The 14,357-nt window shown below is 72.0% G+C and carries 16 protein-coding genes and 1 tRNA gene; 5 read left to right on the forward strand and 12 right to left on the reverse strand.

Going from position 1 to position 14,357, the window contains the following annotated elements; all coding sequences use genetic code 11:
* Nucleotides 1-6: 6 nt before the first annotated feature.
* A complete protein-coding gene (locus ACZ501_RS02775) occupies nucleotides 7-648 on the reverse strand; it encodes a TRADD-N-associated membrane domain-containing protein (protein ID WP_468792014.1) in 642 nt (213 codons plus the stop codon).
* Between the two features lie 102 nt (nucleotides 649-750).
* On the opposite strand from ACZ501_RS02775, the gene ACZ501_RS02780 reads away from it, so the two are divergent.
* Nucleotides 751-825: a 50S ribosomal protein bL37 gene (locus tag ACZ501_RS02780; RefSeq protein ID WP_099895366.1), complete on the forward strand. Its 75-nt coding sequence runs from the start codon at nucleotides 751-753 to the stop codon at nucleotides 823-825.
* A gap of 121 nt (nucleotides 826-946) precedes the next feature.
* Here the strand turns inward: ACZ501_RS02780 and ACZ501_RS02785 are convergent.
* Nucleotides 947-1,021 (reverse strand) — tRNA-Val (locus tag ACZ501_RS02785).
* Nucleotides 1,022-1,127: 106 nt separating this feature from the next.
* On the opposite strand from ACZ501_RS02785, the gene ACZ501_RS02790 reads away from it, so the two are divergent.
* The 3 genes from ACZ501_RS02790 (at nucleotide 1,128) to ACZ501_RS02800 (ending at nucleotide 3,447) form a co-directional block, all read left to right on the forward strand.
* Nucleotides 1,128-2,372, forward strand: coding sequence for a hypothetical protein (locus ACZ501_RS02790; protein WP_468792017.1), 1,245 nt, complete (start codon nucleotides 1,128-1,130; stop codon nucleotides 2,370-2,372).
* A 118-nt stretch (nucleotides 2,373-2,490) separates the two neighbouring features.
* Nucleotides 2,491-3,228, forward strand: a complete 738-nt coding sequence (locus ACZ501_RS02795) for a DUF4383 domain-containing protein (protein WP_468792020.1) — start codon at nucleotides 2,491-2,493, stop codon at nucleotides 3,226-3,228.
* Nucleotides 3,229-3,237: 9 nt separating this feature from the next.
* Nucleotides 3,238-3,447: an FmdB family zinc ribbon protein gene (locus tag ACZ501_RS02800; protein WP_468792022.1), complete on the forward strand. Its 210-nt coding sequence runs from the start codon at nucleotides 3,238-3,240 to the stop codon at nucleotides 3,445-3,447.
* A gap of 16 nt (nucleotides 3,448-3,463) precedes the next feature.
* On the opposite strand, the gene ACZ501_RS02805 is transcribed toward ACZ501_RS02800, so the two are convergent.
* The 4 genes from ACZ501_RS02805 to ACZ501_RS02820 all read right to left on the reverse strand — a co-directional run bounded on the left by ACZ501_RS02805 (nucleotide 3,464) and on the right by ACZ501_RS02820 (nucleotide 8,795).
* Complete coding sequence (locus ACZ501_RS02805; protein WP_468792025.1) at nucleotides 3,464-4,123, reverse strand: O-methyltransferase; 660 nt, start codon at nucleotides 4,121-4,123, stop codon at nucleotides 3,464-3,466.
* 123 nt (nucleotides 4,124-4,246) lie between these two features.
* Complete coding sequence (locus ACZ501_RS02810; protein WP_468792028.1) at nucleotides 4,247-5,068, reverse strand: HAD family hydrolase; 822 nt, start codon at nucleotides 5,066-5,068, stop codon at nucleotides 4,247-4,249.
* The gene (locus tag ACZ501_RS02815; RefSeq protein WP_468792030.1) at nucleotides 5,065-7,608 is read right to left on the reverse strand and encodes a phosphoribosyltransferase; all 2,544 of its coding nucleotides are present in this window, start codon (nucleotides 7,606-7,608) and stop codon (nucleotides 5,065-5,067) included. The genes ACZ501_RS02810 and ACZ501_RS02815 overlap by 4 nt, the downstream gene beginning before the upstream one ends.
* An 11-nt stretch (nucleotides 7,609-7,619) precedes the next feature.
* The gene (locus ACZ501_RS02820; RefSeq protein WP_468792033.1) at nucleotides 7,620-8,795 is read right to left on the reverse strand and encodes an HpcH/HpaI aldolase/citrate lyase family protein; all 1,176 of its coding nucleotides are present in this window, start codon (nucleotides 8,793-8,795) and stop codon (nucleotides 7,620-7,622) included.
* Between the two features lie 194 nt (nucleotides 8,796-8,989).
* On the opposite strand from ACZ501_RS02820, the gene ACZ501_RS02825 reads away from it, so the two are divergent.
* Nucleotides 8,990-9,787: a TerD family protein gene (locus ACZ501_RS02825; RefSeq protein ID WP_468792663.1), complete on the forward strand. Its 798-nt coding sequence runs from the start codon at nucleotides 8,990-8,992 to the stop codon at nucleotides 9,785-9,787.
* 39 nt (nucleotides 9,788-9,826) lie between these two features.
* On the opposite strand, the gene ACZ501_RS02830 is transcribed toward ACZ501_RS02825, so the two are convergent.
* The 6 genes from ACZ501_RS02830 to ACZ501_RS02855 all read right to left on the reverse strand — a co-directional run bounded on the left by ACZ501_RS02830 (nucleotide 9,827) and on the right by ACZ501_RS02855 (nucleotide 14,336).
* Entirely contained in the window at nucleotides 9,827-10,567 is a 741-nt protein-coding gene (locus ACZ501_RS02830) for a TerD family protein (RefSeq protein ID WP_361604197.1), read from the reverse strand.
* A gap of 117 nt (nucleotides 10,568-10,684) precedes the next feature.
* Nucleotides 10,685-11,818, reverse strand: a complete 1,134-nt coding sequence (locus ACZ501_RS02835; protein WP_468792036.1) for a DUF475 domain-containing protein — start codon at nucleotides 11,816-11,818, stop codon at nucleotides 10,685-10,687.
* 25 nt (nucleotides 11,819-11,843) lie between these two features.
* Complete coding sequence (locus ACZ501_RS02840) at nucleotides 11,844-12,419, reverse strand: TerD family protein (RefSeq protein ID WP_007263892.1); 576 nt, start codon at nucleotides 12,417-12,419, stop codon at nucleotides 11,844-11,846.
* A 123-nt stretch (nucleotides 12,420-12,542) separates the two neighbouring features.
* A complete protein-coding gene (locus tag ACZ501_RS02845) occupies nucleotides 12,543-13,118 on the reverse strand; it encodes a TerD family protein (protein WP_030160471.1) in 576 nt (191 codons plus the stop codon).
* Between the two features lie 159 nt (nucleotides 13,119-13,277).
* Nucleotides 13,278-13,736 (reverse strand): peroxiredoxin, encoded by a 459-nt coding sequence (locus ACZ501_RS02850; protein WP_361604212.1) that lies wholly within the window; start codon nucleotides 13,734-13,736, stop codon nucleotides 13,278-13,280.
* 174 nt (nucleotides 13,737-13,910) lie between these two features.
* Nucleotides 13,911-14,336, reverse strand: coding sequence for a DUF3052 domain-containing protein (locus ACZ501_RS02855; RefSeq protein ID WP_361604189.1), 426 nt, complete (start codon nucleotides 14,334-14,336; stop codon nucleotides 13,911-13,913).
* Nucleotides 14,337-14,357 lie beyond the last annotated feature (21 nt).

Consider the following 14,357-nt stretch of genomic DNA (forward strand, 5'->3'; position numbering starts at 1 on the left):
CCTCCACTATGGTGCGGCCGACGGCAGCTCCGCCCCGGAAAGCCGCATGATGAGCCCAGCCTGGAGCCTCCCCCGCAACTCCGGGTCGGCGACCTCCTCCAGGAGCCCGATGGCCTGCCGGGTGCTCTCGGCGGCCCGCCGGTCCTCGCGGAGCGAGGCGGTCTGGGCAGCCATGTGCCGCAGGGCGAGGTCGGCGCGCCGGTGGAACAGCTGCCCGACGAGAGTGACGACCAAGCCGACGGAGCTGGTGACGACCCCCAGGTACGCGTCGCCCGACGTCTCGGCCTTCCACACGGCGAGCCCGACCCCGAAGAGCAGCACGGCCGCGCCGACCCCCGCGAACCGCTGGCTGGTCGCGAAGCTGCTGCGCGCCTGCGTCAGCCCGTAGGCGTAGTACTCGACGAGGATCGGGGTGAAGTCGTCGTGCCGGTCGGCCCGTTCGGCCACGTCCCCGTGCCGGGCCCCGGCGTCCACCAGCCGGACGTCCCCGGCCTCCCGCGCGCCTTCCCCGAGCCGCGCGAGCAGCCGCTCCCGCTCGGCGTCCCGGTCCCGCTCGAACCGGGCCTGGCCCATCAGCCCGACCACGAGCAGCCCGAGCCCCGCCACCGCGAGCCCGGCGGCCCCGACCCACTCCGCTCCCCCTGCCACACCCTCCAGATCCCCGCGTCGCCGCGCGGGAAACCAGCCCGGACCCTAGACTGGCGAACGCCCGACATGTCCGGCACAAGGGATCCCCGAGGGAGCCACACCATGGCCAAGCGAGGAAACAAGAAGCGCGCCCGCAAGAAGAAGAAGGCCAACCACGGCAAGCGCCCCAACGCCTGACCCCGCCCCCCCAGCCCCCAGCAGACCCCCCTGCCCCACGCGGCCGGGGGGTCTCCTGCACGAGGCGCAACCGGCCAGATGCAGAAGGCCCCCAACCGTGATCGGTTGGGGGCCTTCGTGCTGGTGGGCGTGGACGGTTTCGAACCGCCGACATCTGCTTTGTAAGAGCAGCGCTCTACCCCTGAGCTACACACCCGTGGACGAGTGGACAGCCTACATGCAGGGCCGACCCCCCACGCAATCCCGTTCTCGTGGGGGAGAATGGAGCGGGGCATGGGCGGACGCGGCACGGGAGAGGGATTGTGACGACGGCATCCCGGCGGTGGTTCGGCGGGCGGGACGAGAGTCGGCGGGCGGATGCGCAGGCGGCGAAGGATGCCGCGGCGGCCGCGTTCTACGAGCTGGACACCGCGCAGCGGGACCTGCGGATCTCGATCGAGACCATCGCGGCCGCCGACGGGTCGCCCGCGGCGCGGCAGGCCACCGAGGGGTTCGCGGCGCTCGGGCGGCGCATCGACGAGGTCAGCCACGCGTACATCGAGGCCGTCGACGCGCACGACCTGGACCGGGTCGATCTGGAGGGCTCCGTCGCCGCGCAGGCGCGGGAGCAGCTGACGCGGGCGCGTGACGAGCTGGTGCGGGTCAAGGGGGAGCTCGAGCGGTTCGCCCAGGGGCTGCAGCCGCTGCTGGACAAGGCGGAGACGCAGCTGGCGCGGGTCGCGCCGGCCCGGGAGCGGGCGAAGGCGGCGCTGCTGGCGGCGAGTGACGCGCTGGACGCGGTACGGGCGCCGGGGATGCGGGCCGACGACCTGGCTGCGCGGCTTGCGGCGCTGGGTCCCGAGCTGACGAAGCTGAACCAGGGCGCGGCCCAGCACGGCGTCCAGGAGACGGTGCAGCGTGCCGACCGGATCCTGCGGGACGCGGAGGCCATACGGGCCGAGGCGGCGCGGCTGCCCGAGCGGGCCGCGGAGATCGACCGGCGGCTGGTGAGCCTGCGGACCCGGGCGCAGGCGCTGCGCAACCGGGCGGACCGGGTGGATCCGGTGCTCAGCGAGCTGAGGCGCCGGTTCAGTGCGGCCTGCTGGCAGGACCTCCAGCACGTTCCCGAGCAGGCGCTGCGGGACGTCGCGCGGGCGGAGGACCGGCTCGGGGAGGCCGGCCGGGCGCGGGAGGAGCAGCGCTGGGCCGACGTATCGGCACTGGTCGAGGCGGTACGGGCCGCGCTGGACGCCACCGACGAGGCGGTGTCGGCCGCGCAGGACCGGCTCACGCGGCTGGAGGCGGTGGCACGGGATCCCAAGGCGGAGTCGGAGCGGACCCGCTTCGCGATCCGGGACGCGCAGCGGCTGGCGATGGCCGGCCGGAGCGTGCCGGATCCGCGGCACGCGCGGCCGCTGGACGAGGCGGTGGCGCGGATGGAGCGGGCCCTGGCCGGGCTGGAGGAACGCCATCCGGACTACTGGCACTTCCTCCAGGAGATGGGGGAGGTCCGGGCGGCGGTGGGCCGGGTCGTGGCGGACATCCGGGACCAGCGCGCAGCCGGGTAGCGGCGGAGTGCCCGGTGGGTCCGGGGCCGGGGCGCCCCCGCCGGGGGCTGGTGGAGTTGTCCGGGGGTGGGGGGCGGCGGATGCTGGAGGGGCCCGCTAGGGAGTAGAGGAGGGCGCCATGGCCGTCCACGTTTTCCACCGGACACGGACCCGGACCCGCGCGCGCCGCTCGCCTCCCGCACCCCCGGCCCCCCACGCGTCCTACGTGCCGCACGCGGCGTTCGGGTGCACCGAGCCCCATGAGCACTACGCGCCCTACGTGCCCCACGAGCCGTACGGTCCTCCCCCCGAGCCGCAGGGCCCCCGGCTGGTGCAGCGCGTCCTGCATCCCGTCAACGCCCGGCTGGACGAGCACCTGCCCGCCGACCACAAGCTCAGCAAGGTCTACCGGGTCGGCGCCGGCCTGACCGGCCTGCTGCTGATCGCCTTCGGGATCCTCGGGCTGATCGACCGGATCGGGTTCTTCGACACCGGTGGCGACACGGTGCTGGCCCTGAACACCAACGGCGCGCTGAGCGTCCTGTCGATCTGCATCGGCGGGCTGCTGTTCGCCGGGATGGTGATCGGCGGGACGTTCGCCTCCACCCTGAACATCGTGCTGGGGCTGGCGTTCATCGCGAGCGGGTTCGTCAACCTCGCCCTGCTGGACTCCGGCCTGAACTTCCTGGCGTTCCGGATCCAGAACGTGCTGTTCAGCTTCGTCGTCGGCGTGATGCTGATGTGGTTCGGGATGTACGGGCGGGTCGGCAGCGCCCTGCCGCACGACAATCCGTACTGGCGCGCCCGCCACCCGGAGCAGGCGGCGCGCGAGACGCGGATCCGCGAGGGATTCCGGTACAGCGGGCCGACTGCGTAGCCTGGGCGCATGCCTCGTTACGAATACCGCTGCCGGACCTGCGACGACACCTTCGAGGTGAGCCGTCCGATGGCCGAGTCGTCCGCCCCCGCCGACTGCCCCGCGGGGCACGCGGACACCGTCAAGCTGCTCTCCGCCGTCGCCGTCGGCGGTACCAGTGCCGCCCCCGCCGGCGGGGGCGGGGGCGGGGGCTGCTGCGGCGGGGGCGGTTGCGGCTGAGGTTCCCGGCGGGGCCTCAGCGCTTGCGCGAGAGGGTCAGGCCGTCCGAGATCGCCAGCAGGACGGAGTCCATCCGGGTGTCCGCCATGGCGTGCTCGTTGAACGCGCGGACGCTCGCGCCCCGGCCGGTGGGCGACTCGTCGAGCACCGTCCCGTGGAACAGGGTGTTGTCGGTGACGATGAGTGCACCGGGGCGCATCCGCGGGACGAGCTCCTCCCAGTAGAGGATCTGGTTCTCCTTGTCCGCGTCGACGTACGCCATGTCGATGTGCGGGTCCGCCGGCATGGCGCGCAGGGTCTCCAGGGCGGGGGCGAGGCGCAGGTCGATCCGGTCCGCGACGCCCGCCGCCGCCCAGGCCTCGCGGGCGTACGCCGTCCACTCCTGCGACACGTCACAGGTGATCAGGCGGCCGTCGGCCGGGAGGGCCTGGGCCATGGACAGGGCCGAGAAGCCGGTGAAGGTGCCCACCTCCACGACGTGCCGCGCGCCGGTCAGCCGGACGAGGAAGGCCAGCAGCGGTCCCTGTTCCTCGGCGGACTGCATGCCGGCCGAGTCGGGGAACTTCTCCCAGGTGGTGCGCACCAGCCCCCGCTGGACCTCGTCCAGCGGGGGGTTGTGCGCCAGGACGTACTGGTAGAGCTCGTCGGTGATCTTGGTGCTGTTGCCCTTGGTCATGCCGCCAGTGTGCCAACGGCACGCGTCATGCCGTCGACGTGCCCACAGCGCGCCGTGATGCCGTCAGTGTGCCAACGGCACGGCGTCATGCCGTCCGCACGGCATCGTGCCCTCAGCCCGGCGTCATGCCCTCAGTGTGCCGACCGCCCTGCCGAATTCCCGGACGATCTCCTCCCCCGCCAGCACTCCGGCCACGCCCAGGGCCGTCACCGTGGGGGCCGTCCAGCCCGCGTCCGCCAGCTCCCCGTGGCCCGGCCGCCAGCCCCGGTCGGCCGCCAGCAGCAGGTCGGCGTCCAGCAGCGAGTCACCCGCCGCGAGGGTGGTGGCCGCCCCCGTCCGGCGGGCGACCTCGTACATCGCGGCGCTCTTCGTCAGCGGGCGCGGGACGGCGTAGATCTTGCGGCCCTGGAGGGAGACCGTCCAGCCGCGGGCCTCGGCCCACTCCGCCAGGGCCTTGAGCCATTCGTCGGGGACCAGCTCCCGCTCGACGACCAGGTACGCGAACAGGTCCTCCGCCACGCGCGCCTTGCGCAGCCACGCCGGGTCGGACACGGCGAGCAGGTGCTGGTGCACCTGCTCCAGCGGGGCGCACTCCGCCGTGAGGCGTCCGGCCACCGCGCGCCGCCAGTCCCGGTCCGGCATCCCGTCCACCAGCAGCTGGCCGCCGTTGGCGCAGATCGCGTACTGGGCCGGGGGGCCGGGGAAGCGGATGCGCTGGTACTGCTTGCGGGTGCGGGTGGTGGTCGGGACGAAGACCGCGGCCGGGTCGGCGGCCAGCGCCGTCAGCAGCGCCGCCGCCGTCTCCGTCATGTAGGACAGCGGCCGGCCCTCGTGGACCTCGACGCACAGCAGCCGGGGGGCCTCCGGGTCGGGCATGGTCAGGCCGAGGGCGGCCGCCGAGTAGATCAGCGTACGGTCGAGGTCGCTCGCTACGAGGACGGTCACTGGGAGGACACAGCCTTTCCGTCGGCGCCCGTGGCGCCGCGCGTGAAGCGCGGGTGGATGAGTCCCACGCACGTGTAGGGCAGGTCGTCGACCTCCTCGACCGGTACCCCGCGCTGCTCGGCGAGCAGGCGTACGTGGTCGAGGTCGGGGCCGGCCCCGCGCTGGGCCAGGATCTTCCACGGCACGCGGCGCAGCAGCACCCGCGTGGTCTCGCCGACGCCCGGCTTGACGAGGTTCACGTCGTGGATGCCGTACTCCTCGCTGATCCGCTCCACCGCCGCCCAGCCCACCCAGGTCGGGGTGCGGTCGGCGGCGAGCAGCTCCTTGACCTCGGCGGCGACGGCGTCGGCGACCTCGTCGAAGCGGGCGGCCACCGTGTCGACGAAGGCGGCGGAGACATCGGCCGCGGCCAGCTCCCGGTAGAACTTCGCCCCGTGGAAGTCGTCCGGGCCGACCAGGTCGGCCCTGAGCACCGTACGCGAGACCAGTCCGGAAACGGTGGAATTCAGGCACGCGGAGGGGATCAGGAAGTCCTCGCGGGTCCCGTACGTCTTCACGCAGGAGCCTGGGTCGGCGAGGACGACGATCTCCGGGTCGAAGCCCTCGAAGCCGGTCAGGGCCTCCCGCAGCTCGCGGGTGATGGCGCCCTTGCCGGTCCAGCCGTCGACGAACACGACGTCGGCCGGGTCGTGGTGGGCGGCGAGCCAGCGCAGGGCGTTGGCGTCGATGCCGCGGCCGCGCACGATGGAGACGGCGTAGTGCGGCAGGTCCAGGCCGTGCCGGGCGCGGGCCCAGCGGCGCATCAGCACGCCGACGGGCGTGCCGGCGCGGGCCAGGGACACCAGCACGGGACGCGGGGAGCGCTCCGCGAGCACGGTCTCGGTGACCGTGCCGACGGCCCGGGCGATGCGGGCCGCCGAGGCGCTCAGCGCGCTGCGGTAGAGCTCCTGGTACTGCGGCGAGGGCTGGTACTCGACGGGCAGGGACTCGGCGTAGTGCGCGCCGCCCGCCTGGATGGCCTCCTCCCGCTCCTCGGTCGGGGCCTCCAGCCGTACGCCGGACAGGTCCTGGAGGAGCCAACCGACGTCTTCGGGGGCGTACGAGGAGAAGGCCGGCCCCCGCAGCGGTTCGGGCAGCTGCGGCTCGGTCACGGTCGGCTCCTGGCGGTCGGGGGCGTAGGACGGGACGACGGCCAGCACGACCCGGCCGGTGTGCGGCGCCAGCCGGGCGAGCAGCCCGGCGTGCAGCTCGGGCGTGTCCCCGGCGGAGTCGACGACGGCGACGACGGTGTCGAAGCCGGCGCCGGCGACGTTGTAGGCGTAGCGGTCGCCGGGCCCGTCGGCGGGGGCGTCGTGGGCGGGGAAGACGAGCCGGGTGCGGATGGCGTAGCCGGGGTCGTCCACGGCGAGCACCGGGGAGCGGGTGGTGCTGGAGAACCGCACCTCGCGGGCGGCCCCGGATGCCTCCAGGGCCCGCGCGAGGCGCAGCGGCGCGTACATCAGCTCCTCGTTGCCGAGTACGAGGACCCGCCCGGGCCGCTCGCCGAGCGCGGCGGTGAGCCGGCCGGCCATGGCGGGCAGGGCGGCCTCCAGCGCCTCGCGGTGCGCGGGGGTGAAGCCGTGGCGGCCGCCGTCGGGCAGCCCGGCGGGCCAGCCGAGCCGCACCCGGGTGACGGGGCGGGGGCCGGGGGGCACGTCCGCGGCGCCGGGATCCGCCGCCCGGGCCGGAACGCCGTCCGGCGCGGTGCCCTCACCGGCACCCGCGGGATCCGCGGCGCCGGCCTCCGGCTGCCGCGCGTCCGCGGCTTCGTACTCCTCCACCAGTGCCCGCCCGCGGGCCAGGACCCCGTCCGGGAGGGTGACCGTACCGGAGGCCAGGGCGATCAGGTCCACGCGCGCGCCCAGCTCGGCGGCGAAGGCGGTGAGCCGGTCGCGGTCGGCGGCCGAGCGCACGTCCACCAGGGCGACGACCACGTAGTGCCCGCGCGGGTGGCGGGCGTGCAGGTCGCGGATGGTGTTGAGGACCGTGTTGCCGGTGGAGAACTCGTCGTCCACGAGGACCAGCGGCCCGTCGCCCGCCAGCAGCTCGGGGTCCTCGGGCAGCAGGAGGTGCGAGGTGGCGTGCGAGTGGGCCTCCTCGAACCCGCCGGCGGGCCGCACGCCCGCCACCGGGCGGCGCGTGGAGTGCAGGTAGGGGGCCGGTCCGAGGCCGTCGGCGACGCAGTGTCCGAGGCCGGTGGCGGTTTCGGCGTAGCCGAGGACCACCGCGGAGGCGGCGGTGTCCCCGAGCAGCTCGCGCACCCGTACGCCGAGCCCGTGTCCGGCCGCGTACACGGCTTCGGGCGACTGCGGGACGTGCTTGCCCAGCAGCTGGGAGACCAGCAGGTGGGCCCGCTTCGGATTGCGCCGCAGGGCCAGCCCGAGCAGCTCCTCCAGCCGCGGCGCGCCCTCGTCGGCGCCTTGGCCCAGCTCCACGCCCAGCCGCTCGGCGACCCAGGTTCCCGACCACACCGTGTCGATCGTCTTGCCCTTCCTCGTCATGGCCGGCCGGCTCACACCTGGAGCCCGGCCGTCAGGAGGTCGACGAAGCCGACCTCCTCCCTCGCCACACCGAAGACCTCGGCGCGCAGCATGGTGCGCTCGGCCCAGGCCCGGTGGGGCTTCACCTCGTTCATCTTGTTCGTATAAGCGGAGCGCAGCACGCCGCCGCCGCCGCGCTCGGGGCGCAGGATGTCCTGGGCGTCGCTGAACTCCTCGTGGGAGACCACCGACAGCGCGTGCACCGGCGTGACGTGGGCGGGGTGGATGCAGGTCTTGCCCAGGAGCCCGTTGGCGCGGTCGAGCTCGATCTCGCGCAGCAGCCCGTCCAGGTCGTGTTCGATCAGCGCGGTGCGCAGCTCCTCCACGCCCTCCTCCAGGAAGGGGCTGCGGCGCAGCTGCGGTTTGAAGAGGCGCTGCTGGCTGCGGAAGTACTCCCAGACGGGGCCGGTGACGGTGAAGCCGGTGCCGTCGGCACGGCTGAGGACGTTGACCACGTCGGCGATGACCCCGGCCACGATCTGGACGTCGTACGCGGTCATGTCGGGGGTGCGGCGCAGTCCGTACAGGGAGCAGAAGTCGGTGACGCCGAGGCGCAGGGCGAGGACCCGTTCGCGGTAGCGGTTGACGGTGCGCGAGATGCCGGCGAGGGCGTGGACGCGGGTCTCCAGATGGAGGAGGTCGGGGGTCTCCAGGACCGGCATGGCATACAGCCGGGGCAGTCCGGCGGCGGCCTCGGCGTGGGCTACGGCGTCGAGGAAGGCCGTTCCGCGGCTCTCGGTGAACTTCGGAAGTACGAATCCGGCCAGGTTGCGCACCGAGCCGCCGAGCCGGCGGACGAGGTCGGGGATCTGCTCGGGGGTGCGGACGCGGATGAAGAGGAGCGGGAGCCCGTCCGGGTCCTCCCCCTCGGCGTGAAGGGCCGCGAACTGCCGGACGAGGTTCTCCTCGCCGTCCACGACGTCGGCGTCGCTGATGGAATCCTCCAGGCAGAGCACCATGGAGACGACTCCCCGGCCGGCCTGCTTGCGGATGTCGTCCGCCAGCCTGGGCCGGGTGGCCGGGCTGTAGAGGGTCGCTCCGAGCGCGGCGGCCAGGATGCGGGCCGGGGAGGCCAGGGTGAACTCGGCCGGCTCCTGGTGGAAGAGGTCCTTGCGGACAGTGGGCGATATGTGCCCGAAGTGACGCATGTGCTTCCCCCGTACTGCCTCGGCGGCCCAACTGGCGTGGCCGGTAATAGTACGTACGAACGTGAGTCAAGAGTTCCTCAAGCACATGAAGTTCAGGTAACCCTCTTGCACCATGCCCAGGTCTTGCCCCCGGTACAAGGCCCTTCGGGGGGCCGCATTGTCCCGGTCGGGCCCGGGAGGGCAGGATGACGGGCATGACGCACGCGATGCAGAAGGGCTCCAACATCCCGGTGACCGCCACGGCGGTCCGGGCGGTGCTGCGCTGGACCACCGGGCCCGAGGTGCCGGACGTGGACGCCTCGGCACTGCTCGTGGGCGCGGACGGGCGCGTGCGCTCGGACGAGGACTTCGTGTTCTACAACCAGCCCCGCCACCCCTCGGGGTCCGTCTGGCGGCTGGGCAAGAAGCAGCTGGGCGAGGCCGTCACCGACGCGGTCCAGGCGGACCTGCGGGCCGTGCCGGCCGCCGTGGACCGGGTGCTGGTGGTGGCCTCCGCCGAAGACGTGCCCTTCGAGCAGGTGCGGGACCTGCGGATCCAGCTGTACGACGCCGGTCCGGGCGGCGCCCCCGAGCCGGTGGCCCACTTCGACGTCCGGCCCGAGACGGGCGCCGAGACGGCCCTGATCTGCGGTGAGCTGTACCGCCGGGGCGAGGGCTGGAAGTTCCGCGCGCTGGGCGAGGGCTACTCCGACGGCCTGGTGGGGCTGGCCACCGACCACGGGATCTCCGTCGACGAGAACGCCGCCGAGGCCGCGGCCGGGTCCGGGTCGGAGGCGGCTCCCGGAGCCGCGCGCACCCCGGCGGCCGGGCAGGGCGGCGAACAGACCGCCGCCATGCGCCCGCCGGCGCCCGCCCCCGCCACCCAGGCCCCGCCGGCCGTACCGCCCGCGTACGGCTACCCTCAGTCGGTGTCGCCGGCCCCGGTGCCGGCTCCGGGCGGCGACCCGGCGTTCCGGCTGCCGGTGCAGGGCCCGCAGTTCATCCGCCGCTGACCGGGACCGGGGGGGCCGAGGCCGAGGCCGGCGCCCGGCTCAGGCCTTGGTGCTCTTGTAGCCCCGGCCCCACTGGAGCCCCCAGCCGTACAGCCGGTCCAGCTCGGCCTGGAACCCGTACACGAACTTCACCTCGCGGCGGACGATCAGCTCGCCCCTGACGGTCTCCAGGGAGAGGACGGCGCAGGAGCGGGCCTGCGGGTGCCGTTCGTCCAGCGGGATCTCGATCCGGGGTCCGGCGGTCGGGTAGAGGGTGACCAGCGCATGCGTCCGGTCGAAGGCCGGCGTCTGGTCGTAGATGTAGACGAAGACCAGCAGCCGCTTGATCTCCTCGGCGTGGTCCAGGTTGACGTAGAGGGTCTCCCCCGAGCCCGAGCCGAACCGGTCGTCGCCGCTGAGCTTCACGTACGGCGGGTCGTTGAGGTCGCCCAGCAGGTTGCCCAGGGGCTGGACGGCTCCCCGGGTGCCGTCGGTCAGCTCGTAGAGGCAGCCCATGTCCAGGTCGACGTTGACCATGCCCTGGGTGTGGGCCTGCACGATGTCGGGCTTGAAGAGCTTGAACGGGTGCCGGAAGAGCTGGCCGCTCTGGCCGGAGCGGCCGCCGAAGTCGGAGGTGCGCATCCGCCAGGAGAGGTTCACGCGCAGGTTGCCGTGGACCGCCTGCTGTTTGGTGAGCGACACCGTCGGATGCCGTTTCGTCAGCTCGATGGCGTTCGACGAGGCGTTGCCCGAGTCGAAGCCCATGGCGCGAGCGCCCCTGATCCCGTCGAAGAACCCCATGTCCCAACCCCCCAGGTCGGTGCGTGCAGCGGAGAATGCGGCGGGGCGGCCGCGCGGTCCAGTGGATCCGCGCGGCCGCCCCGTCGTTACTGGAAGCGTTCCGCAATCAGGGCCGGGTCACACCCCGGCTCCGACCTCGGCGGGGCTCTCGCCGCCCTCGGCCGCGATCCGCTTGTTGCGGCGCACGGAGGACCAGAACGACCAGGCGATGAGCACGACGCCGACGAGGCCGGTGATGACCTCGTTGATCTCGTACTGGATGGTGACGAGCAGGATCACGGCGAGGGCGCCGATCGCGTAGTGCGCGCCGTGCTCCAGGTAGACGTAGTCGTCGAGGGTGCCCTGGCGGACCAGGTAGACCGTGAGCGACCGGACGTACATGGCACCGATGCCGAGGCCCAGGGCCATGAGCACGATGTCGTTGGTGATGGCGAAGGCGCCGATGACGCCGTCGAAGGAGAAGGACGCGTCGAGGACCTCGAGGTAGAGGAACATGAAGAACGCGGCCTTGCCGGCCATGGCGACGGCCGAGACCGGCTTGCCGCTCTTCTTGGCCGCTTCCTCGGCCTCGTGCTCGGCTTCCTCCTCTTCCTCGAGCTTGTTCTCGAAGTAGCCGGAGAGACCACCGACGATCATGTAGGTGATCAGGCCGAGGATGCCGGAGATCAGGACGGTCTGCGCCTTGTCCACGTGGGTGCCGCCGTGCTGGTGGGCGTGGGCGGCGAAGGTCATCGAGGTGATGACCAGGACGATCAGCGCGATGCACGCGGACAGCATGTCGATCTTGCCGAGCTTGGCGAGCGGGCGCTCCAGCCAGGCGAGCCACTTGATGTCGCGGTCCTCGAAGATGAAGTCGAGGAAGATCATCAGCAGGAACATGCCGCCGAAGGCGGCGATGGACGGGTGGGCGTCCGTGACCAGCTGCTTGTACATGTCCTTGTCGGTCATCGCCAGATCGACGGCCTCGATGGGCCCGATCTTGGCGCTGATCGCCACGATGACGACAGGGAAGACCAGGCGCATGCCGAAGACGGCGATGAGGACGCCGACGGTGAGGAAGATCTTCTGCCAGAAGGCATTCATCTTCTTCAGGATTCCGGCGTTGACCACCGCGTTGTCGAAGGAAAGCGAGATCTCGAGGATCGACAGGATCGCCACGATCCCAAAAGCGGTCCACCCCCCGTAGAACACCGCTGCGACCAGACCGAGCGCAGTGACTGCGAACGACCAGCCGAAGGTTTTGAGAACCACTGGCACCCCATCGTCTTGTACGGCTTTACGAAACGTTGACCCCGAAGTCTAGAGCGATGCCCCGCAGCCCGGACGCGTACCCCTGCCCTACCGCCCGGAACTTCCATTCGCCGCCGTACCGGTAGACCTCGCCGAAGATCATCGCGGTTTCGCTGGAGGCGTCCTCGGTGAGGTCGTAGCGGGCCAGTTCCTGGTCGTCGGCCATGTTCACCACGCGGATGAAGGCGTTGCTCACCTGGCCGAAGCTCTGCCGGCGGGAATCCGCCTCGTGGATCGAGACCGGAAAGACGATCTTGTCGACCTGGGCGGGGACCTTCGTCAGGTCGATGATGATCGACTCGTCGTCGCCTTCACCCTCACCGGTGAGGTTGTCCCCGGTGTGTTCGACGGAGCCCTCGGGGCTCTTGAGGTTGTTGTAGAAGACGAAGTACTCGTCTCCCAGCACCCGGCCGCTGTTGCACAGCAGTGCGCTGGCGTCGAGGTCGAAGTCGGCCCCCGTGGTGGAACGCGCGTCCCATCCGAGGCCGACCAGAACCCGGGTGAGGTTCGGTGCGGCCTTGGACAGGGAGACGTTGCCCCCCTTGGCGAGTGTGACGCCCATGATGTGTCCTCCCCGACGACGTGGTGGTGGTGGCCGAGCCACCCGCTCATGGTGGCAAAGCCGGTCCGGCGCCGTACACAGGGGTGCACGGCGCCGGACGGACGAACTGCTCTCGGTGTCGGCTCAGACGTTGACGCCGAAGTCCTGCGCGATGCCGCGCAGACCGGAGGCGTAGCCCTGGCCGATGGCGCGGAACTTCCACTCGGCGCCGTTGCGGTACAGCTCGCCGAAGACCATGGCGGTCTCGGTCGAGGCGTCCTCGGAGAGGTCGTAGCGGGCGAGCTCGCTGTTGTCGGCCTGGTTCACGACGCGGATGTAGGCGTTGCGGACCTGGCCGAAGCTCTGCTGGCGGCTCTCGGCCTCGTAGATCGAGACGGGGAAGACGATCTTGGCGACATCGGCGGGGACGCCGGCGAGGTTGACCTTGATGGCCTCGTCGTCGCCCTCGCCCTCACCGGTGGTGTTGTCGCCGGTGTGCTCCACCGAGCCGTCCGGGCTCTTCAGGTTGTTGAAGAACACGAAGTTCGAGTCGTTGGCGACCTTGCCCTGGTCGTTGGTCAGGATCGCGCTGGCGTCGAGGTCGAAGTCGACTCCGGTGGTGGTGCGAGCGTCCCAGCCGAGACCGACGATGACCGCCGTCAGGTTAGGCGCGGCCTTGGTCAGCGAGACGTTGCCGCCCTTGCTGAGGCTGACTCCCACGGGTCCTCCATTGGTATGTGTGTGGGGCGGGGCCCCGTCGTGCGTTCTACCGGATCAACGTGCCGATCCTAGTGACGGGTTCCCGCCCGCAGGCGGTTTTCGTGCGGAACCCGCCGCCGGGGCCGGCGGCGGGTTCCGCACGGCCCGGCGCGGGCGCCGTCACAGGCTGTCGAGGGCCTTGATGTACTCGTTCAGGTCACGCGCGTCGGGCAGCCCGTTGACGACGGTCCAGCGCACGACGCCGTCCTTGTCGATGATGAAGGTGCCGCGGACCGCGCAGCCCTTGTCCTCGTCGAAGACGCCGTAGGCGCGGGAGGTCTCGCCGTGCGGCCAGAAGTCGGACAGCAGCGGGTACTCCAGGCCCTCCTGCTCCGCGAAGACCCGCAGGGTCGGGACCGAGTCGTTGGAGACGGCGAGCAGCTGCACGTCGTCGTTCTGGAAGCGCGGCAGCTGGTCGCGCAGCTCGCACAGCTCGCCCGTGCAGACGCCGGTGAAGGCGAAGGGGTAGAAGAGCAGCACCACGGCCTTCTCGCCCCGGAAGTCGGAGAGCCGCACGGTGGCGCCGTGGTTGTCCTTGAGCTCGAAGTCCGGGGCCTTGTGTCCGACCTCGATCGCCATCTCTCGCATCCCTTCGTTTCCTGCGTCCCCGCACGGGGCCGTTCGGGTGAGTCCCACCCTAGGGGGTGTCCTCGCGGAGCGGGCCGGAGCGGCGCGCCGAACGCACACACCCCGCCGGCCGGGGGCTGACCCGGTCGGCGGGGTGTGCTCTTCCGCTTGGCTGCGGGGCGCGGCTCAGCGCTTGGCCTTGGCGGCCTTCGGCGTCACCAGCTTGGTGGAGGTCCACTCCTTGCCGACGGGCCCGCCCTTGGCAAGCGAGAGGCCCGCCGTCTCGGCGGCCTCGCTGATGTCGCTGGCCTCGACGTAACCGTCACGGCCCGTCTTGGGGGTCAGCAGCAGGATCAGTGCGCCGTCCTCGACCAGCTCGGTCGCGTCGACCAGGGCGTCCGTCAGGTCGCCGTCCTCGTCGCGGAACCACAACAGCACCGCGTCGGCGACGTCGTCGTAGTCCTCGTCGGCGAGCTCGCTGACGAGACTCTCGACGGCGTCACGGAAATCCTGATCGACGTCGTCGTCGTAGCCGATCTCCTGGACCACCTGTTCGGACTGGAAACCCAGCCGGGCGGCCAGGCTCTCCGCGTGGTCCGCGGTCGCGCTCACGGGGTGCCTCCTGCTCATGTT

The organism is Streptomyces sp. NPDC034085 (genome assembly GCF_055575555.1).